Source organism: Dactylosporangium sp. CA-092794 (assembly GCF_050948465.1).
Lineage (GTDB): Bacteria > Actinomycetota > Actinomycetes > Mycobacteriales > Micromonosporaceae > Dactylosporangium.
Window position 1 is genome coordinate 9,793,289 of record NZ_CP192044.1, and the last position, 20,605, is coordinate 9,813,893.

Consider the following 20,605-nt stretch of genomic DNA (forward strand, 5'->3'; position numbering starts at 1 on the left):
GGGAGGGACACGACAGCGCGGCAAGCGGCTGCAGGCGACGCGAGGGCATGGCGCGGTTCCAACGCGACAACGACGCGACGGCGTGGCAAGCCGCTGCAGTCGACACGAGGGCACGACGCGGTGCAACGCGAGCAGGACGCGACAGCGCATAGCAAGCGGCGGCGGGCGACGGCGCGAGGGCGTGGCGCGGTGGGTCACGCCCGCCGGCGTGGTGTATGAGGTGGCCAGCGGCTGTTCATGGTGGTTGCGATGCGGCGACGGTCGGTTCGGTGGCGGCTGTGCTCTGCCCGCAGGGGCGGTGCCCGGCGCGGAGCGACCATGGTGTGCCCGACACGGACCGGCACCGCCACGCCGGCACCGTCACGCCGGCACCGTCACGCCGGCACCGCCGGCCGCCGGCCGGCATGGCGGCCACGTGGGTGCCCGACCTGCGCGTCCCATGCGTCCCAACGCGCTGGGCGGGGCGCGGCCGGCGATCACGTCTCGCCCGCCGGGCGCTGGCCGCTGTGGAGCACGGCGTAGCGGCCGGAAGTCTCCGTGATCATGCGCAACTGGCCCCGACACCAACGGTTTTTCATGATCACGGAGCGTTGATGTACCCCCGTGTACCACAAGTCTCCGGGATCATGGCAAACCCGTGGTGCGGCCACCGCGGGCAGCATGATCACGGAGACATACATCCGCTCCGGCCCGCCGCGCCATCCGGGGGTGGGGCGGGGCGGATGACCGCGGTGCCCCCACCGGCGGCCATCGACGTCCAGCCCGCGGCGGCCGCCCGACATGAACCACCAAGATCAGGCGCCGCCCTCGTACACCACCGCCAGCGGACGCGACCGCGCGGTGCGGATGGGCGACCCGGCCCGGGCGCGCTCGGCGATAAGCAGCTCCGGGCCGGTTGAGGCACAGGTCAGATCGAGGGTTCACGCGGTTCTGGGCCGGGTGACGTCCGGTCGCCAGCCGACCCCACCGACTCGCCGTTTCCGTGCGCTGGGGCGGGTCGGCCTGGACGACCTTGATGTGCGCGACGGTACGGGTCAGGCCGGGTTGTTCGCGTGGGTCAACGTCTCCCAGGCTACGAACAAGTTATTGCTGCCGGCTGGGCGCGATTGCTCGGTCAGGCGCTGCGTGTTGGTCATCGCGATGCCCATCCGGTTGTGCAGCGCGTTGAACGCGACCTCGGTGACCGGGCCGAGGCCGAGCGTGAGTTTGCCGCCGCAGAGCCAGGACGGCGCCGCCTCGCCGAGTTGGTACTTGCTGTGGAAGCCTAGCGCGTGGCGGAGGCGGTCGGCGATCTCCGGGTACACGTCCTGGCCCTGGATGCGGGTCGTCTCCGCGATGTGCGAAATCGCCGAAATGCCGTAGCCGGTATGCGTGAAGTCGCGGCACGTCTCCTGTGCCAGGCCGTCGACGAAGGTGCTCTGGCCTTGCCAGTACCCGATGATCTCCGACTTCGTGTCGATGGAGCCGATGCCCTTGGGATAGGTGCCGTCGGTGGTCAGATAGAGGTACGCCTGGACGCGGGCCCGGAACTTCGCCATCGCCTTGTCCCAGCTGGCGCGGTCCTCCAGGAACACCGAGATGCCGATCGCGGCCTCCATCATGGACAGTTCCCAGTTGCCGTTGCTACTGCTGCCGTTGATGAGCTTCGGCAGGTACACTGTCCGCAGCATGGTGGCGAAGCGTGCTTGGCCGGGCCAGTCGCCGTAGGTGTAGCGGATGATTTCCGCCGCCCGCGGCCACGATGAGCCCGCCCAGCCGGTCTGCAGCGGCGCGTTGCTGTTGGTGTGGTCCTTGATGGTGCCCGACCATGCGTCCATGATGGCGATGGCCTTGGTCGCGTATCGCGCGTCCCGCGTGATGTACCACGCCAGCGACAGCGTGTAGGCGGCGATCGCGTCCTCGCGTTCGTCCGTGCAGCCGTTGTTCGGGTTCGAGTAGGACCCGCACTCGACGGTGGCGCGGGGCTTCGGGGTGCGCGAGAGGGAGGCGTACTTCGAGGCCATCATCTGGTCGTTCGCCGCCTTCCACGGCTGCGCCCCGGCCTGCACCTTGCCCCGGACGAAGTCAAGCTGCGCCCGGCTCACCAGCACGCCCGGGTGCGCGAATGTGGTCGGCGCCGCGGCCGCCGCGGGCACGGTGGCGACCTGGGTGGCGCGCGCGCCGGACGAGGCGGCCGACGCATAGGTGGCACCGGCCACGGCGATGGCGACCGCGAGCCCGGCCACGCCGAGCAGAACGAGCCGTCGTGACATTGGAAAAGCCTCCCCAACGACGATCTGTTAGGGACTCTTCCTAATTTGACGGTGGTACCCGGGGAAGCCAGCACATCGAAACTTAAGAACCTGTTCCGCTCGCTATCAGGTTCGCCCGGCCAGCGGACCGTCCGGGCCGACGGCAATGCTCCTGAGGCCACGGCGCCCCGGCCGGCGAGACGTTGCGGGCCCACGAGCGGAGCCGACGACCGATCGCCGTAACGCCGCCAGTCGAACCCGGATCAACGGCGGAGCGCCAGGCGTCCGCGTTCACGTCGCGAGGCCGTCCGGGCCGACGGCGGCGAGGCGGGCGATCAAGGTGACATCGCAAAGCGTGGCCGCGCGGGTGGGATGACCATGGGAGTGCGGCGGGGTGTGGGGGTGAGGTCATGATGGTGTGGTGACCAATCTGAGTCGACGTTCTCTGCACGGGCTTGCCGAACTCGTGCTCGCCGGGCCGCAGCATCGGGCGAGCGGCACGATCCGTCTGCGGGTGACCGCGGACGGTTTCGCTACCGTGGCCGCGCCCGATCTGGCGGTGGCCGGCGATATGCTGGTGGTCGGTGGAGGGCGGCGGGTGCCACTGGCCGGCCGGACGTTCGCGGACGTTGCCGCCGAGGCGGGAGTCGAGGCCGGAGCACCGCGCGACCTGTATCCCGACGGGTCGGGCGTCGCCGAGCAGGACGTCATCGTGCTCGATGGGGCACCGGAGATTCTCGCCGCGTTCGCGGCCGGGGATGCGGCCTTGCGCGGGCTGAGCGCGGACCAGACGCCCGTGCTGTGGCCGGAGCACTTCGACGTCGGGGTATCGCTCGACGACGTGAACTACGGGGTGTCCGCCGGGGACTCGACGATCGACGAGCCGTATGCGTACGTCGGGCCGTGGACGCCGCGTGAAGGTGAGTTCTGGAACGTGTCGTTCGGCGCCGCGCACCCGGTGCGGGAGTTGCCCGATCTCGGGGCGTTCTTCGGGGAAGGACGGCGCCGCGCGGCGCAGGCCTGACCGGCCAGGGCTGCGCCGCGCGGAACGACACGCGCGCCAGACGCAGCGGCCGGGGCTGCGCCGCGCGGAACGACACGCGCGCCAGACGCAGCGGCCGGGGCTGCGCCGCGCGGAACGACACGCGCGCCAGACGCAGCGGCCGGGGTCGAGTCGCGACGAACAACTCGTGCCGGCGAGCGCTGGCCTGGGCGGACGACACCGCGATGGCGAACCGCCCAGCGCGGTCCACGCCGCATAGGCCGGCGCTGAGCCGGCGGCACCGCGCGGGGGATCGTGCTGGTCGGCAGCCGGCGCCGCGGCCCGCTGACTTCGCCGCAGGTCGAGGTGACTGCGCCCTACCGCCGGCTGACGGCGCCGCTGGCCGCGACGGCGTCTGCCGCGACGGCCACCGGTGATGTGGACGCCCGGCGCCGCGAGCGGACCAAGGGTCAGCCCGGGACCTCACCCGGCCGCGGGTGGCGGCGACGGATGGCGAGTGGGCCGGAGGGTCAGCCGAAGAGCTTCGCGGCAGTGATCACCGTCTCGATCACGCCGTAGCCGAGGAGGACTGCGACCAGGGCCCAGGCCAGGGCCAGGCGCAGGGTCTGCGGGGTCATGATGCCACCTTCTCCGGCTCGGGAGCCTGCTCGTGGTACCGCTGCGGAACCGGACGGATCAGCAGGTTGGCGATGAAGCCGACCGCGAGCACGCCCACCATCGTGAAGAGGGCGGGCTGATATGCGGAGGCGGTCAGTGTGCCGGGCTTGCCCTGGGCGTCGAGGAAGCCGTTGACGATCAGGGGGCCGGCCACACCCGCCGCGGACCAGGCGGTCAGGAGGCGGCCGTGGATGGCGCCGACCTGGTAGGTGCCGAACAGGTCACGCAAGTAAGCGGGCACGGTTGCGAAGCCGCCGCCGTAGAAGGACAGGATAAAGCCGGCCAGCAGGACGAACAAGGCCGTGGCGGTGTGACCCACCGAGGCGAGGAGGGCATAGAGGATCATGCCGACGCCGAGGTACACCATATAAATCGGCTTGCGGCCGATCACGTCCGATGTGGACGACCAGGCGAAGCGGCCGGCCATGTTGAACAGGGACAGCACGCCGACGAAGCCCGCGGCCGCGGCCACGCTGACCGTCGACGCGCCGCCGTCGCGGAAGAAGTCCTGGATCATCGGGCTGGCCTGCTCCAGGATGCCGATACCGGCGGTCACGTTGCAGAACAGCACCACCCACAGCAGCCAGAACGAGCCGGTGCGGATCGCGTTGGCGGCGCTCACGTTGGCGGTCGTGACCAGGGGCTTCTCGGCGACCTCGGCGGGGTCGAAGCCGGCCGGGCGCCAGTCGGGGCGCGGCACGCGGACGTTGAAGACCCCGAACATCATGATGAGGAAGTAGCCGATGCCCAGGGTGACGAACAGCAGGACCAGGGCCGAGCCGTTGGCCACCGACTTCGCGTTGCCCGGATCGTAGCCGGCGTCGTAGAGCGACAGCAGCTGCCGTGACAGTGGGCTGGCGATGAGCGCGCCGCCGCCGAAGCCCATGATGGCCAGGCCGGTAGCCAGGCCCGGGCGATCCGGGAACCACTTGATGAGCGTCGATACCGGCGAGATGTAGCCGATGCCGAGCCCGATGCCGCCGAGGACACCATACCCGAGGTACACCAGCCAGAGCTGCTTCGTGCCGATGCCGAGCGCGGCGACCAGGAATCCGGCGCCCCAGCAGCAGGCCGAGACGAACATCGCCTTGCGCGGGCCGTTGCGCTCGACCCAGGTGCCGCCGACCGCCGCGGACAGCCCGAGCATGACGATGGCGATGCTGAAGATGATGCCGATCGCGGTCTGGCCGGTGCCGAAGTGCGCGATGAGGGAGTTCTTGTAGACGCTGGTGGCGTACGCCTGGCCGATGCACAAATGCACCGACAGCGCCGCGGGCGGGATGAGCCAGCGGCTGTACCCCTCCGGCGCGATCGTATGCCTGGAGTCCAGGCCCGTCAGCAATGACATCGAGCGCCTCCCTTGGCCGGATTTCAGCCTAGATCGTTCGGCGTCGATGCGCGAGCGGTGGATACATCGGCGAACTTGAGTCAGATCCGGGGGTCAGCCGGCGGGTTCAAGCCCGCCACCTCGGCACTTGGGCGGTCGCGGCTACCGGGGTAGGGTGAACGAGCGCACCGGCGGCGGCGCGGTGCCCGAGCCGATCCAGGCCGCGAGAGCGGCGCCGGTGGCCGGGGCCATCATGATGCCGGTGGTGAAGTGGCCGCCGGCAAACCAGCCGTTGCTCACGCCCGGCAGGCGGTCGATGACGGGTTGGCGGCCTTCGATGTACGGCCGGAAGCAGCACCAGCGGCGGCTGATCGTGGCGCCAGCGGCGGCCGGCAGGATGGTGGCGAGCGCGGCGGCCATGGGGTCGGCGATCTCCGGATACACGTCCAGAGTCTGGTCGCCCTCGTCGAACGTGCCGCCGCAGACAATGGTGCCGTCCGGCAGCGGCGAGCCCCCGCCGAACGGGCCGGCCAGCACGCTGCCCAGGCGCCACGGCCCGGGCGCGACGGCGAGCATGTGTCCCTTGACCCAGCGCTGCGGCACGCCGACGTCCCACGGCGCCGGAACCAGGCCGGTGGCCAGAATCAGCGCGCCGGGGCTAAAGTCACCGACGTTGGTGTGGACGGCCGCGACCCGGTCGCCGCGCATGGTCACGCCGAGCATCGCGACACCGGTGGCGACCTGCCCGGCCCGCGGCGCGAGCGCGGCGGCGAGCCGGAGCGGGTTGACCGCCAACTGCCGCTCGGCGAGCACTGCGATCGCCCCGTCCGGCGGCACGACATCGGGCTCGAGCTCGCGCACCGCGGCCGCGTCGAGCAGCCACAGCCCGCCCCGCTGCGGCCCGTCGAACCGCGGCCCGTCGGCCTGCGATCTGTCGGGCTGAGGGTCGTCGAAGTGCGACCCGTCCGGGACCGGTCCGGGTGGTCGGGACGCTTCGGACGGGGGCCGGTCGCGGAGCAGTTCGTCCGGCGAGGGCTCCTCGGGCAGCGACCGGCGCGAAGGCGGCCCATCGGGCGACGACCCGCGCGGAAGTGGGCGGTCCGAGAACGGCGGCCCCGCCAGCGGGCCGTCCGGAAACGGCGGCTCCGCGCGTGGCCCTCCGGGCAACGGCCGATCCGCGAGCGGGCCGTCCGGAAACCGCGGCCCCGCAAGCGGTCCGCCGAGGAGCGGCCCGTCGGACGGCGGCCCGTCCCGGAGCGGGCGGCGGGACAGTGGCGTGCCTGACAGGGACTGTCCGGGGAGGGGTGCAGCGGACGAGGCCGAGGCAGGCTGGGGTCCAAAGGGGACGGTGCTGGCCGGCCGGATGTCGAGCCAGCGGGTTTCCCACGTGCCGATGGCGCCGCCCCACTCGGCGTCGAGTTCGCGGTACAACTCAAGGCTGCGACGGCCGAAGGCGACGAACTCCGGCCCGTCGGTGAGCAGATGCATGTCCGGGGCGATCGCGCCGCCGTTGCCCGACGACGCGCCGGGGGCGAGCCGCTCCGCGCGCTCGATGAGGACCACTCGCCCCAGCCCGGCCCGCAGACAGAAGACGGCGGCGGACAGCCCGATCGCCCCGCCGCCGACGATGAGCACGTCGGGGGTGCGGTCGAGGTCCTCCGGCCGACCGGGCGCGAGCGCCGCCAACTCCCCGGCGCTGAGCCGGTCGTCCCACACGGTCACACGATGACCCACCCCACCATCGTGCCCCGCAGCGCCGCGCCGCCAAAACGCCGCACCGGCCGCGACCGGGCGTCCACCAACGCCCCAGCGCCAACCGCCAGAGGGCAAGCCGCGCCGCGAAACACTCGACCCCGGCCGGCTCGGCCGCACCGGCCGCGACCAGGCGTCCGCCAGCGCCCGGCGCCGACCGCCAAGGGGCGAGCCGCGCCGCGAAACGCTTGACTCCGGCGGTCCAGCGGCGCCTTGGCGACAGATCGCCGGCGGGAGCGGGTCAGCGCCGTCGAGCGTCTCGCCGCGAAATGTGCGGCGGCGCCGGAACTCCGGTGCGATGACGGCGACGGCCCGCGCTTGGGGCGCGGGCCGTCGTCGTGTGCGGTATGGCTACTGGGTCACGGGGACAGGTCGATGTAGTTCGACCAGCCGCCGGCGTAGTACTTATACGTCGCGTGGCCGTCCTGGGTCATGGTGTACGCCTCCGTGGTGCCGAAGCGCGGGTTGTACAGCACCGACGGAGAGCCCGACGTGGTGCCGTCCAGGTTGTTCCAGCCGGACCAGCCGCCCAAGTAGTAGACGTACTGCAGCTCGTTGGCCGGCGTGTGCACGTACACCTCGGTGGTGCCGTGCGTCGGGTTGTAGATCACGCCGGGGTCGGTGTCGAGGCTGCCGCCCAGGTTGTTCCAGCCGGACCAGCCGCCCAGGTAGTAGACGTACGCAAGCTTGTCGGCCGTCGTGTGTACGTATACCTCGGTGGTGCCGTAGTGCGGGTTGTACAGCACGGCCGGCGTGCCCTCGGACTGGCCGCCCAGGTTGATCCAGTTGGACCAGGCGCCCAGGTAGTAGACGTACTGCAGGCCGGAGCCGCCGGTCAGGTACGCCTCCGTGGTGCCGAAACGCGGGTTGTAGAGCACGCCGGGGTCGCCGGTGAAGTTGCCGCCCAGGTTGATCGGGTCGGACCAGCCGTAGGAGTAGAAGCGGTACTCGAGGCTGCCGCCGCTGGTGCGGGTGTACACCTCGGTCGTGCCGTACTTTGGGTTGTAGATCACCGCGGGGTTGCCGGCGATGTTGCCGCCCAGGTCGATCCACGGGGACCAGCCGGCGGAGTAGTACCGGTAGGCGAGGTGGTTGTTGGACAGCCGCGCGTAGACCTCGGTCGTGCCGAAGCGCGGGTTGTACAGCACGGCCGGGTCGCCGGCGATGGTGCCGCCGAGGTCGGTCCAGTCGGACCAGTCGCCGGACCAGTAGGTGTAGATGAGGTGGTCGTCGGTCGATCGGGAGTACACCTCGGTCGTGCCGAACCGCGGGTTGTACAGGCTCATCGTCCGCCCGGCCGGGTGCGGCGGGTCGCCCTGGCGCACGTACACCAGCCGGTTGGGCGTGCCCTGCCTGGCGTATGCCGGGTAGAACGACATGTCGAGCGCGCCGATCGTGGAGCCCTGCACCAGCGCATTGCGGACCTGCTCGGCCGAGTAGTCCTGGTGGGCGTCCAGGATGAGCGCGGCCGCGCCGGCGACGTGCGGTGCGGCCATCGACGTGCCGTCGAGCGTCTTGATCGCCGCGTTGTCGGTGATCCAGGTCGAGGTGATGTCTACGCCGGGTGCGTAGAGGTCTACGCATGCGCCGTAGTTCGACCAGTACGCCGGATGGTCATTGATGTTGGACGCGCCGACCACGATCGCTTCGGAGACGTCGCTGGGCGAGCTGTCGCAGGCGGCCTGCGGGTTGCCGGCGTCGTCGCCGTTGCCGGCGGCGACCGTCCAGGTCAGGCCCGAGGCGATGGAGTTGCGCACGGCGGTGTCCAGGGTCGCGGACCGGTCGCCGCCGAGGCTCATGTTCACCACGGCCGGGTGGACGGCGTTGTCCGTCACCCAGTCGACGGCGGCCAGGACCTCGCCCAGCGTTCCCTCGCCGTTGCAGTCCAGCGCCCGGACGGCGACGAGGCTGATGCCCTTGGCGACGCCGTAGATGGTGCCGCCGATGATGCCGGCGACGTGCGTGCCGTGGCCGTCGCAGTCGTTGGCGTTGTTCGGGTCGTCGCTGTTGTTCTCGTTGCCGGGGCCGGGAATCTGGTGCAGCGACCGGTTGACGAGGTTGCGCCCGTAAGTGGCCCGGCCGCCGAAGTCGTCGTGCGAGATGCGGATGCCGGAGTCGACCACGTACGCCGTGACGTTCGTAGCCGTGTTCGGATAGGTGTACGTGTTGTCGTAGGTGTTCGCCCGGTTGTCGAGGCGGGCCAGGCCCCATCCCGGCGAGTTCTGCGTGCCGCTCTTGTGCAGCACGATGTTGCGCTCCACGCGGGCCACGTCGGAGTGCGCGGCCAGCTGCGCGGCCTGCGTATCGCTGATGTTGCCGATCGTGAAACCGCGCAGCGCGGTGCTGTACTGCTCCTGGACGTCCCCGCCGTACTGCTGGGCGAGCGACTGCGCCTTGGCGGCGACAAACGCCTGTGCCTGCGCCTCGTCCTGCGCGCCTGGCGGGTCCTTGAGCATCACTACGTACCCGTTGGCGACGCCCCCCTGGGCCTCGCCATACACGACGCCCTCTGCGGGCGCGGCGTTCGCCGGCGACCCCGTGCCCAACGCGGCCGCGACCGCGAGGGCCAGGGTGCCGAGGCGGCGCCGTCTTCCGATGCCGATCATCCGCCATCACCTTTGGTCATCCGATGGTTACTGACCGTCACCCTATCGGATGAACCGCCGGGATGGATCAAGAAGCCTCAGCGGCGCCTGATCCACCAGATGATGCCCAGGACCACCGCGAAACTCGCCGCGGCCGTCACTACATACGGCACGGCGCGGCGCACCGCCGGGCCAACGCCGCTCACCGCGAGCAGGTCGATCGGCTCGGCCTCGGGCTGGATCGGCGGCACGGGCGCCGGCTTTGCGACCGGCGCGGCATCGGGTCCCTGCCCGGCGGCCGCGGCCCCCGGCTCGGCAGTGGCCGCGACCGGCTCGGCAGTGGAAGCGACGGGCTCGGCAGTGGCGGCGACCGGCTCGGCAGTGGCGGCGACCGGCTCGGCAGTGGCGGCGACCGGCTCGGCGATCGCGGCCCCCGGCTGGGCGGCGACGGCCGCCGGCCCGGGCGCGGTTACCGGCTCGGGCGCGGCGGCCACCGGCTCGGCAACGGCGGTCAGCTTGCCGGCCAGGCAGTCGGCGAACTGCCCGATCAGCCGGCCGCTGACGTCGCCGATCAGCCCGCGGCCGAACTGCGCCGCCTTGCCGGTGATGTCGAGGTCGGTGGACACGTTCACCCGGGTGACCTCACCCTCGGCGACCAGCCCCGCGGTGACGGTGGCCTTGGCCGTACCCCCGCCACGACTGTCGGCGCCCGAAGCGCTCAACACCACCCGGTGCCCGGCCTCGTCACGCTCCGCGAAACGTCCGGAGCCCTTGAAGGTCATGCTGACCGGGCCCAGCTTGACCTTCACCGTCCCGGTGAAAGCGTCGCCGTCGACCGAGGTCAGCGTCGCGCCCGGCATGCAGGGCGCCACCCGTTCGATATCCAGCAGGACCGCCCACGCCTGATCGACGGGGACGGGCACGGTGAAGGTGTTCTCCAGTTGCACGGCCGTACCTCCAGCGTTCGGTGCATCCCGGCCGGTCGGGTGCCGGGTCCAGGTTGGACGTTAGTCGCCGCGGGGCAGCAAACGCAGCCAGCGCGCGGTAAGGTGACGCCGTAGCCGAACGGACGGGCCTGGCGACCTGCCCCTGCGACGACGAGCGCTTGCGTCGTGGCGGGCAAGAGCGGCGGCGCGGTCAGGAACTCGATCCGACCCATCAGGCACGGCGCCCGCATCGAGGGCGGCCGGAGCGGGGGCGGCCGGCTGAAGCGCGCAGGCGAGCGCCGAGTGCGCCACCCCGGGCCGCGACGGCGCGGTTGCGCTCGACCCCGCGCTCCACCGCGTGGCACTGCTGGTGGGTTGCGGGGTCGAAGGCGGTGGCCGGGGCCGCCTCCGACGCCGGCTTGCGCCCTCCCACGCCGCCAGATCCACGGGCTGACTCAACCCCGTCGATCCAGAGCGGTGCGACCCCCAGCCCGCCCCGCCCGCCGCGCGCGGCGCTGGTGGCCCCTGCGGCCGGTGCGGCGCGCGGCCCGTGCGGCCGGGTGCGGCGCACAGCCGGTGCGGCGCACAGCCGGTGCGGCGAACAGCCGGTGCGGCGAACAGCCGGTGCGGCGAACAGCCGGTGCGGCGCACAGTCCGTGCGGCCGGGCGCGGCCGGTGCGGCGCGCGGCCCACGCGGCCGGGCGCGGCGCGCAGCCGGTGCGGCGTTTTGCTTCCGCGATCATGCACCGGAGGCGTCCACTGGCCGGGATCCTCATGATCGCGGAGTGATAGTGCCGCTCCTGGTACATCATCGCTCCACGATCATGGAGATCCCGCCATTCGGGACGCTCCTCGGCATGATCGCGGAGAGAAAGTGCCGCCCGGGGGCACCTTACGTTCCTTGGTCGGTAACCAACGACCGGAGACCTCGCTCATTGTCGATCTCGACACGCCCGGACCTCAGAGCGGTCCGCCACCACCGCCGACTTCGACAAAGGCCCCAGCGGGCGACCTCGGTCGGTGCGCTGAAGCGCGCGGGCGAGCGATGCCTGGTCGAGATCACGGGCCGGCCCGGGGTCGTCGGAGGCGCCCGCGAGGTGGCGCGCACTGCGGCCGAGGCTGCACGCGGTGGTCGGTTCGGTGAAGGTGTACCGCCGCCGAGACCGGGATTCGCGGCGGTACACCTTCGGGATCACACGCCGAGCGCCCGGCACACCGCGCGGGTGGTCAGCACGCGGGCCAACTCCCGCCGGTAGTCCGCGGAGGCCGACAGGTCGTCGACCGGCGCGGTGCCGTCGGCCACGGCCGCGCACGCCTCGGCGATCGCCGGCTGGGCCGCGGGCGCGCCGGACAGTGCCGCCTCGACCTGGCCGGGGCGGTGCGGGACCGGGCCCATGTTCGTCAGCGCGATGCGGGCCGAGCCGATGCCGCCGTTGTCGCGCCGGACGGCGACGGCCACCCCGACGATCGCCCACGCCTGGGCGGTGCGGTGGAACTTCTCGTAGTGGGTCGCCCAGCCGGCGGTCGAGGGCAGGCGCACCTCGACCAGCACGTCGTCCGGCGCGAGCGCGGTGGTGAACAGGTCGACCGCGAAGTCGGCCGCGGCGATCGTCCGGCTGCCCGCCGGGCCCTGCACGACAAACGTCGCATCCAGGGCCGCCGCCACGGCGGGCAGGTCAGCGGCCGGGTCGGCGTGCGCCAGCGAACCGCCCAGGGTGCCGCGGTGGCGGACCTGGCGGTCGCCGACGGTGCCGGCCGCGGCGGCGAGCAGCGGCGCGTGCTGCCGGACGAGATCGGAGGCGGCGACCTCCGCGTGGGTGGTCATCGCGCCGATGACCAGCGTATCGCCCTCCAGCCGCACGCCGGAGAGGCCGGGGACACCGCCGAGGTCGACCAGGACGGTGGGTGCGGCCAGGCGCAGCCGCAACACCGGCAGCAGCGACTGTCCGCCGGCGAGGACCTTGCCCTCGTCGGCCGAGCCGAGCGCCGCCACCGCCTCGTCCACAGTGGACGGACGGATGTAGTCGAACGCGACGGGAATCAATGTACACCTCCGCGCTTGATGGCGCGCCACACCCGCTCGGGGGTGCAGGGCATGGGCACGTCGGAGACGCCGTACGGCCGCAGCGCGTCGACGATCGCGTTGACCACAGCGGGGGTGGCGGCGATCGCGCCCGCCTCGCCCACGCCCTTCACGCCGAGCGGGTTGGAGGTGGCCGGCGTCTCGGTCCGGTCGGTGATGATCGTGGGCAGATCGGCGGCGCTCGGAATGGTGTACTCCACGAAGGAGCCGGTCAGCAGCGTCCCGCTGTCGTCGTAGACGGCCTGCTCGTGCAGGGCCTGCGCGATGCCCTGCGCCACGCCGCCGTGCACCTGCCCCTCCACGATCAGCGGGTTGATCACCCGGCCGACGTCGTCGACGGCGACGTACCGCCGGATCGTCACCCGCCCGGTGAGCGTGTCGATCTCCGTGGCGCACAGGTGCGTGCCGTGCGGGAACGAGAACGTCTGCGGGTCGAAGGTCGCGTCCGCGTCCAGCGTCGCCTCGACCCCGTCGGGCAGGTCGTGCGCGGCGAAGACGGCAAACGCGCAGTCGCCGATGGTCTTGGCCGCGTCGGGGGTACCGCGGACCCGGAACGCCCCGCCGGTGAACTCGAGGTCGTCAGGGCTGCACTCCAGCATGTGGGCGGCGACTATCCGGGCCTTGTCGCGCACCTTGCGGCACGCCTCGACCAGGGCAACGCCGCCGACCGCGAGCGAGCGGGAGCCGTAGGTGTCCAGGCCCTTGTGCGACGTACGCGTGTCGCCGTGCAGCACCTCGACGTCCTCGAACGCCACGCCGAGCTCGTCGGCGACGATCTGGCTCCACGCCGTCACGTGCCCCTGGCCGTGCGGGCTGGTGCCGGTGACGACCTCGACCTTGCCGGTGGGCAGGACGCGCACCGCCGCGCTCTCCCAGCCGCCGGCCGCGTACCGCAGCGCGCCGAGCACCCGCGACGGGGCCAGGCCGCACATCTCCGTATACGTAGACACGCCGATGCCGAGCTGTACCGCATCGCCGGCCTCCCGGCGCTTGGCCTGCTCGGCGCGCAGCTCGTCGTAGCCGAACAGCTCGAGCGCCTTGTCCGTGGCCGCGTCGTAGTCACCGGAGTCGTAGACCAGGCCGGCGACCGTGGAGTACGGGAACTCCTCGGCCTTGATCCAGTTGCGCCGGCGCAGCTCGATCGGGTCCAGCCCGACCTCGACGGCGAGCTCGTCCATCGCGCGCTCGATGGCGTACGTCGCCTCGGGGCGGCCCGCCCCGCGGTACGCATCGGTAATCGTCGTGTTGGTGAAGACGCCGGTGCACTCGAAGCGGTACGCCGGGACCTTGTAGATCGCGTTGTACATGAACGCGCCGAGGATCGGCACGCCCGGCCCGACCAGGCCGAGGTAGGCGCCCATGTTGGCGATCAGCTTGACGTCGATGCCGGTGAGCGTGCCGTCGCGGCGCGCGGTGAGGGTGATGTCCTGGATCTGGTCGCGCCCGTGGTGGGCGGAGAGCATCGTGTCGGCGCGCGTCTCGGTGTACTTCACCGGCCGCCCGACCCGCTGCGCGGCCAGGAACGCGATCATCTCCTCCGGCGTGACCTGCAGCTTCCCGCCGAACCCGCCGCCCACGTCGGGCGCGATGACTCGGATCTTGTGCTCCGGCACCCCGGTCAGCAGCGCGTAGAAGACCCGCAGGATGTGCGGGATCTGGGTGGCCGACCAGACCGTGTACTCCCCCGCGCCCGGGTCCACGACCACGCTGCGCGGCTCCATGAACGCCGGGATGAGCCGCTGCTGGACGTAGCGGCGTTGCACCCGCACCTCGGCCTCGGCGTCGGCCACGCTCGAGCCGGTGCCGGCGTCGGCGGAGTCGAAGACCCAGGTGTACGACCGGTTGGTCCCCTTGTCCGGGTGCACCAGCCCCTCGTCGCGCGCCGCGGCCGCCAGGTCGAGCACGGGCGTCAGCGGCTCGTACTCGACCTCGATCGCCTCCAGCGCGTCGACCGCGCTCGCCGCGTCGCGGGCCACGACGACGGCGACCGCCTCCCCGTGGTGGCGCACCCGGTCGACGGCCAGCGGCGGCCGCACCGGGTGCACGATGTCCTCGGTCACCGGCCAGGCGCACGGGAGGCTACCCTGGACGTCGGCGACGTCGGCACCGCTGAATGCCGCGACGACGTTCGGCGCGCTCCGCGCTCCCGACACGTCGACCCGGGTGATCAGCGCGTGCGCGTGCGGGCTGCGCAGGATCGCCAGGTGCAGCATGCCGGGCAGCGCGATGTTGTCGGTCCAGCGGGTCCGCCCGGTGATCAGCCGCGCGTCCTCCTTGCGCCGCCGCGCGGCGCCGATCTCGGGCTCGATGGTGGCAGTCACGCTGTCACCTCCTCGGGCACCTGCGCCCGCAGCGCCGCGGCGGCGGCCTGCACGGCGCGGACGATGTTCTGGTAGCCGGTGCACCGGCAGAGGTTGCCGGACAGCCCCTCGCGGATCTCCTCCTCGGACGGGTCCGGGTTGTCGCGCAGCAGGTCCACCGCGGACATGATCATGCCGGGCGTGCAGAACCCGCACTGGAGCGCGTGCAGCTCATGAAATGCCTGCTGTACCGCGTGCAGGGACCCGTCGGGCCCGGCCAGGCCTTCGACGGTGGTGACGCTCGCCCCGTCGGCCTGCACGGCCAGGACGGAACAACTCTTGACGCTGTGCTGCGGCTCGTCGGGGCCGCCCATGAGCACGGTGCATGAGCCGCAGTTGCTGGTATCGCAGCCGATGACCGTGCCAACCTTGCCGAGCCGCTCACGAAGATGCTGAACGAGAAGGGTCCGTGGCTCGACGTCGTCGACGTAGCGGCTGCCGTCGACGTCGAGGCTCACCCGGACCCGTTGGGAAGAGGACATGCTGCCTCCCGCGGGAACGTGCCGAACGGCCCGTCGCGCGGCGGGCGCATCGCGGGCCACTGCCTGATCAGCACACCGCAGGACCAGTGACGAGCGCAACCCTCTGTGGGTCTTGACTTTTTCCAGCGGCCCTCGAACCCGGCAGCGTGAGGGCCGCGACCATGAGCCGCCGCACAACGCCGCCCGGCGCTCCGCCCAGGATGCGCTAGCCGCGTGCGGTGCGGATGCGCGGGCGCTGCCCGTCGAGGGCAGCGACGGGGATCTCGGCCAGCAGCGTCGTTCCGATGCCGGCCGGGCTGACGATGTCCAGGTGGCCGCCGACCGCCGCGATGCGGTCCCGCAGGCCGATCAGCCCGGAGCCCCGGTCCGTGTCGGCTCCCCCGACGCCGTTGTCGTGCACGCGGATGCGCAGGCTGGTGTCGCCCGCTTCGACGTCGACGCGGACCCGCGACGCCCGGGCGTGCTTGGCGGTATTCGTGAGCGCCTCCGAGACCACGTAGTAGGCGGCGACCTCGACCGGGTCCGGGAGTCGCCGGTCGACGGCCAGGGTGAGGTCGACCGGCACGGGGCTGCGGCGCGCGAGGGTCCGCAGGGCCGGGCCGAGCCCGCCCTCGGCGAGGATGCCCGGGTGGATGCCGCGGGAGATCTGCTGCAGATCCTGGAAGATGCCGGTGAGCCCGTCCACGACCTGCGACAGCTCCGTTCTGGCCGGGCCCAGGCCGGCGGGCAGTGTCGTCTCGAGCATGCGCAACCGCAGGCCGAGCGCGATGAGCTGTTGCTGCGCGCCGTCGTGCAGGTCGCGTTCGATGCGGCGGCGGGCCTCGTCGCCGGCGGCCACGATGCGGGCACGCGACGCGGTGAGCTCGGCGTGGCTCTCGGCGTTGGCGATGGCGGTCCCGACGAGTTCGGTGAAGTCGGCCAGCCGCGTCTCGGTGTCGCCCGGCAGGGGCTCTGGCCGGGTGGACGCGACGATCGCCACGCCCCAGACCCGGCCCTCGACGATGACCGGAGCGCCGACCGTCGAGCGGAGGCCGGCCCGCCGGGCGCGGTCGGCGTTCGGGCCGGCCGCGTGCTCGTAGGACATGCGGCCCGGAGCGCAGGTCCGGCGCACCGTGACCAGGATGCTGTCGCCCACGGCCGGGTACCTTCGCCGGCCCACGTCCAGCTCGCCGCGGCCGGTGACCTGGGTGAAGGTGCCGTCCGGTTCGCACCGGTACAGCCCGGTGGGATACGGGCCGAGGACCCGGGCCAGCTCGTCGGTGACCGCCTCGAACACCTCGGCCGGCGCGGCGCCCCGCGCGACCAGCGTCGCCACCCGCCGCAACGCGACCTGCTGGTCGGCCAGGAGCCGGGCCCGCTCGCGGCTCGCCATCAGCGAGTCGGTCATCGTCGCGCGCTCGCGGGCCGCGCTGAGCAGCGACTCCAGCGTGGGCACCAGCCACTGCCGCAGCCGCTGCTCGATCCGCTCGGCGACGCCGGCCGGGACCAGGAGGGTGCCCACGACCGAGTCCCCGGCGCGCAGCGGGAACGCGACCCGGCCGGCGCCGCCGCCGACCTCGTCGAGCTCGATCGCGGCGGAGGGCAGTTCGAGTGTCTGCGCGATGCGCCGCGCGGCCGCGCGCAGGGCAGGGCGCAGGTCGCGGGCGCCGAGGAGCAGGTGCGCCAGTTCGGCGGAGAGGTCGGCCTCGCGGCGACGTTGCGTGACTTCGAGGGCGTACGAGCGGGCGAGGTCCGCGAGGCCGCTCACCAGCATGGCGGCGATGACGAAGATCACCGTGTCCTCGAGATCCTCGCCGGCCGTGAGATTCAGCACGCCGAAGGGCGCGACGTGGAAGTAGTTGTAGGCCAAGGCGCTGGCCAGCGAGGTCAGGATGCCGAGGCCGGCACCCCAGACGGTGGAGACGACCAGGACGCCGAAGAGGTACACCACGCCGCGGGCGTCCCGGTGCTCCGTGCCGTGCAGCGCGTAGAGCGCCAACGTCTCAACGGTGACCAGTACCGCCGCGGCCAGGAGCCCGGCGGCGAACGGCGGCGGCCTCATCCGCAAGAACAGTGACAGCAGGCGGGCCCGCATCGCAGCTGCCCCCTTCCGCGTCGCGTCACCACGCTTGGAGGGTCGAAGGCTGTCCCGCAATCCGCGAGGTAGCGCTCGTCCTGCGGTGACGCGACCTCGAACCGCTTTCGTTGGAAGATTACTGCGGACGCCGGATCATCCCGCGTCGTCAGTCGTGGTGGATACGGCCGGCGGTGGTGGTCAGGCGGGCGCCGCCGCCGCCCCAGCGGCCGGCGATGATCTCGGCGGCGATGCTGATGGCCGTCTCCTCCGGGGTGCGGGCGCCCAGGTCCAGGCCGATCGGCGAGGACAGGCGGGCCAGCTCCGCCTCCGGGATGCCGGCCTCGCGCAGGCGGGCCATCCGGTCGTCGTGGGTGCGGCGGGAGCCCATGGCGCCGACGTAGGCGAACTCGTGGCGCAGTGCGACCTGCAGCACCGGCACGTCGAACTTCGGGTCGTGGGTGAGCACGCACACCACCGTGCGGTCGTCGACGCGGCCGGCGTCGATCTCGGCCTGCAGATAGCGGTGCGGCCAGTCGACGATCACCTCGTCGGCGCCGGGGAAGCGCTTGGACGTGGCGAAGACCGGACGGGCGTCGCAGACGGTGACGTGGTACCCCAGAAATCCGCCGATCCTCGCGACCGACGCGGCGAAGTCGATGGCGCCGAACACCAGCATGCGAGCCGGCGGCGCATACGACGCCACGAACACGGTCAGGCCCTCGCCGCGCCGCTCGCCGTCGAGGCCGTAGTGCAACGTGTCGGTGCGGCCGGCGGCGAGCAGGCCGCGGGCGTCGTCCGTGGCGGCGGCGTCGAGGCGCGCCGAGCCCAGGGTGCCCTCGACCGAGCCGGGCCAGACCACGAGGCGCCGGCCGATGCGCTCCGCGGGGCCCTCGACGATCGAGACGACGGCGACCGGGTCGCGGTGCTCGATGGCGTGCGCGACCTTGTCCAGGGACGGGAACGTCTGCTGGGTGACCGGCTCCACCAGCAGCTCGATGATACCGCCGCAGGTGAGGCCGACGGCGAACGCGTCGTCGTCGCTGACGCCGTAGCGCTGCACCACCGGGCGGCCGCTGTCGACCACCTCGCGGGCCAGCTCGTACACCGCGCCCTCGACGCAGCCGCCGGAGACGCTGCCGACCGCGGTCTCGTCCGGGCCGACCAGCATCGTCGCGCCGGGCGGGCGGGGCGAGCTGTGCCAGGTGCGCACGACCGTGGCCATGCCGACCGGGTCACCCGCCCGCCACCAGGTCAGCAGCTCGTTCAGCACCTCACGCACGGTGTACCTCCATGTTCTCCACCAACGCCGCGAGCGTCGCGATGGTGTGGCCGGCGACGAGGGCGTCGACGTGTGGCAGGACCGCGGACAGCCCGCCGGCCGACGGCGCGAAACCGGGGCGGCCCGCGTGCGGGCTCACCCAGATGACCCGGGCGGCCAGCCGGCGCAGGTGCGCCACGGCCTCGCCCAGCCGGGCCGGCTCGCCGGTCTCCCAGCCGTCGCTGAACACGACGACCACGGCCCGGCGGGCCACGCCGCGGTGACCGTCGCCGCGCACGAACGCCGACAGGGCGCCGGCCAGCCGCGTGCCGCCGCGCCAGTCCGGGATCGCCTGGCCGGCCAGGCGCAGCGCGGCCTCGGGGTCGCGGGTGCGCAGCGTGGCGCCGAGGGGGGTCAGCCGGGTGCCGAGCGCGTAGACTGACGTCCATCGGGGCCGGTGGCGGACCAGCGCGTGGGCGAATCGCAGCAGCGCGTCCGCATACGGCGACATCGAGCCCGACACGTCCACCAGCAGCACCACCCGGCGCGGCCGCGGCCGGCGGGCCCGGCGCAGCAGCACGTCGGGGCCGCGCAGCATGGCGCGCATGGTGCGCCGACGGTCGACAGAGCCGCGCGCGGCCGGTGCGAACCGCCGGCCCGGCCGCATCGGGCGGGCGCGCGCGGTCAGCTCCAGCAGGCGCTGCGCCTCCGTGCGCTCGTCGGGGCTCAGCGTCGCCAGGTCACGATGCCGCAGTACCTCCTGGTCGCTGGCCTGCACCGCCAGCGCCGGATCGGCGTCGGTGGCGGGCGCGGACGGCGGCATCGTGGCGCGGAACAGCGACCGCTCGGGCAGCCGGCGCACCTGCCACGGGGTGCCCTTCGGCGCCGCGTCGCGGGCGTGGCCGAGCACGGCCGCGTCGTAGCGCGCGATGTCCTCGGGCGAGCCGCACAGGGTGAGCCGGCCGACCCAGTAGGCGTGCTCGGGCCCGGCCGCGGCCAGCGCGGACCAGAAGGACAGGCGCCGGTCAAGCGAGTACATCGGCGCTCCGGGCCAGCTCGATGTCCTCGCGCACCTTGAGCACCACGCCGAGCGTCTCCACGCCGGGCACGGTCAGCCCCAGGGCGGCCAGCGCCGCCGCCCAGTCGATCGCCTCGGCCACGCCGGGCGGCTTGACCAGGTCGAGGGTGCGCAGCCGGGCGGTCGCCGCGGCGACCGCGTCGGCGAGCCGCTCGGCGACCCCGGGCAGCCGGGCGCGCAGGATGGCCGCCTCCCGCTCGGGCGTGGGGTGGGTCACCCAGTGGTACAGGCAGCGGCGCTTCAGCGCGTCGTGGACCTCGCGGGTCCGGTTGCTCGTCACCACCACGACCGGCGGCACGTCGGCCACGATCCGGCCGAGCTCCGGCACGGTCACGGCGGCGTCGGCGAGCAGCTCCAGCAGATACGCCTCGAACTCGTCGTCGGCGCGGTCGATCTCGTCGACGAGCAGCACGCAGGGGGCCCGCTCGATCGCCCGCAGCAGCGGCCGGGCCAGCAGGAACCGCCGGTCGTAGAGGTCGGCCTCCAGCTCGGCGGCCGACAGCGCGCCGTGCGCGGCCGCCTCCACCGCCCGCAGGTGCAGGACCTGGCGCGGGAAGTCCCAGTCGTAGAGCGCCTGCGTCGCGTCGAGGCCCTCGTAGCACTGCAGCCGGATCAGCTCGACCCCGGCGGCCTCGGCCAGCGCGGCCGCGAAGGCGGTCTTGCCGACCCCGGCGTCTCCCTCCAGGAAGATCGGCCGGTGCAGGCGCAGCGCGAGGAAGCCCGCCATCGCGAGCCCCTCGTCGGCGAGGTAGCCCACGTCGGCCAGGCGCGCCGCGAGAGCGGCCGGCGACGCGAATTCCGGCACGC

At 72.8% G+C, this 20,605-nt stretch carries 14 protein-coding genes; 1 reads left to right on the forward strand and 13 read right to left on the reverse strand.

Annotated features, from left to right (window positions below; genetic code table 11):
- Window positions 1–1,034: 1,034 nt before the first annotated feature.
- Complete coding sequence (locus ACQPXD_RS41950) at window positions 1,035–2,252, reverse strand: alginate lyase family protein (RefSeq protein WP_432828235.1); 1,218 nt, start codon at window positions 2,250–2,252, stop codon at window positions 1,035–1,037.
- A 400-nt stretch (window positions 2,253–2,652) separates the two neighbouring features.
- Here ACQPXD_RS41950 and ACQPXD_RS41955 point away from each other — a divergent pair, with 400 nt between their 5' ends.
- The gene (locus ACQPXD_RS41955; RefSeq protein ID WP_432828237.1) at window positions 2,653–3,255 is read left to right on the forward strand and encodes a hypothetical protein; all 603 of its coding nucleotides are present in this window, start codon (window positions 2,653–2,655) and stop codon (window positions 3,253–3,255) included.
- Between the two features lie 488 nt (window positions 3,256–3,743).
- Here ACQPXD_RS41955 and ACQPXD_RS41960 read toward each other — a convergent pair whose 3' ends face one another.
- The 12 genes from ACQPXD_RS41960 to ACQPXD_RS42015 all read right to left on the reverse strand — a co-directional run bounded on the left by ACQPXD_RS41960 (window position 3,744) and on the right by ACQPXD_RS42015 (window position 20,603).
- On the reverse strand, window positions 3,744–3,851 hold the full coding sequence (locus ACQPXD_RS41960; RefSeq protein WP_432828239.1) for an MFS transporter small subunit: 108 nt from the start codon (window positions 3,849–3,851) through the stop codon (window positions 3,744–3,746).
- Complete coding sequence (locus ACQPXD_RS41965) at window positions 3,848–5,239, reverse strand: OFA family MFS transporter (protein WP_432828241.1); 1,392 nt, start codon at window positions 5,237–5,239, stop codon at window positions 3,848–3,850. The genes ACQPXD_RS41960 and ACQPXD_RS41965 overlap by 4 nt, the downstream gene beginning before the upstream one ends.
- Before the next feature lie 141 nt (window positions 5,240–5,380).
- Complete coding sequence (locus tag ACQPXD_RS41970; protein ID WP_432828243.1) at window positions 5,381–6,952, reverse strand: FAD-dependent oxidoreductase; 1,572 nt, start codon at window positions 6,950–6,952, stop codon at window positions 5,381–5,383.
- 377 nt (window positions 6,953–7,329) lie between these two features.
- Complete coding sequence (locus ACQPXD_RS41975; RefSeq protein ID WP_432828245.1) at window positions 7,330–9,576, reverse strand: S8 family serine peptidase; 2,247 nt, start codon at window positions 9,574–9,576, stop codon at window positions 7,330–7,332.
- 77 nt (window positions 9,577–9,653) lie between these two features.
- Window positions 9,654–10,502 (reverse strand): SRPBCC family protein, encoded by an 849-nt coding sequence (locus ACQPXD_RS41980; RefSeq protein WP_432828247.1) that lies wholly within the window; start codon window positions 10,500–10,502, stop codon window positions 9,654–9,656.
- Between the two features lie 1,171 nt (window positions 10,503–11,673).
- On the reverse strand, window positions 11,674–12,525 hold the full coding sequence (locus ACQPXD_RS41985) for an FAD binding domain-containing protein (RefSeq protein ID WP_432828249.1): 852 nt from the start codon (window positions 12,523–12,525) through the stop codon (window positions 11,674–11,676).
- Window positions 12,522–14,885: a xanthine dehydrogenase family protein molybdopterin-binding subunit gene (locus ACQPXD_RS41990; RefSeq protein WP_432828251.1), complete on the reverse strand. Its 2,364-nt coding sequence runs from the start codon at window positions 14,883–14,885 to the stop codon at window positions 12,522–12,524. The genes ACQPXD_RS41985 and ACQPXD_RS41990 overlap by 4 nt, the downstream gene beginning before the upstream one ends.
- Complete coding sequence (locus tag ACQPXD_RS41995) at window positions 14,882–15,406, reverse strand: (2Fe-2S)-binding protein (RefSeq protein WP_432828253.1); 525 nt, start codon at window positions 15,404–15,406, stop codon at window positions 14,882–14,884. Before ACQPXD_RS41995 ends, ACQPXD_RS41990 begins: the two co-directional genes overlap by 4 nt.
- A 205-nt stretch (window positions 15,407–15,611) precedes the next feature.
- Window positions 15,612–17,447, reverse strand: coding sequence for a DUF4118 domain-containing protein (locus ACQPXD_RS42000; RefSeq protein ID WP_432828255.1), 1,836 nt, complete (start codon window positions 17,445–17,447; stop codon window positions 15,612–15,614).
- A 181-nt stretch (window positions 17,448–17,628) separates the two neighbouring features.
- Window positions 17,629–18,741 carry an XdhC family protein gene (locus tag ACQPXD_RS42005; protein WP_432828257.1) on the reverse strand — a complete coding sequence of 371 codons (1,113 nt, stop codon included), beginning with the start codon at window positions 18,739–18,741 and terminating at the stop codon, window positions 17,629–17,631.
- Window positions 18,734–19,759 (reverse strand): vWA domain-containing protein, encoded by a 1,026-nt coding sequence (locus ACQPXD_RS42010; RefSeq protein ID WP_432828259.1) that lies wholly within the window; start codon window positions 19,757–19,759, stop codon window positions 18,734–18,736. The genes ACQPXD_RS42005 and ACQPXD_RS42010 overlap by 8 nt, the downstream gene beginning before the upstream one ends.
- On the reverse strand, window positions 19,746–20,603 hold the full coding sequence (locus ACQPXD_RS42015) for an AAA family ATPase (RefSeq protein ID WP_432828261.1): 858 nt from the start codon (window positions 20,601–20,603) through the stop codon (window positions 19,746–19,748). The genes ACQPXD_RS42010 and ACQPXD_RS42015 overlap by 14 nt, the downstream gene beginning before the upstream one ends.
- Window positions 20,604–20,605: the final 2 nt, after the last annotated feature.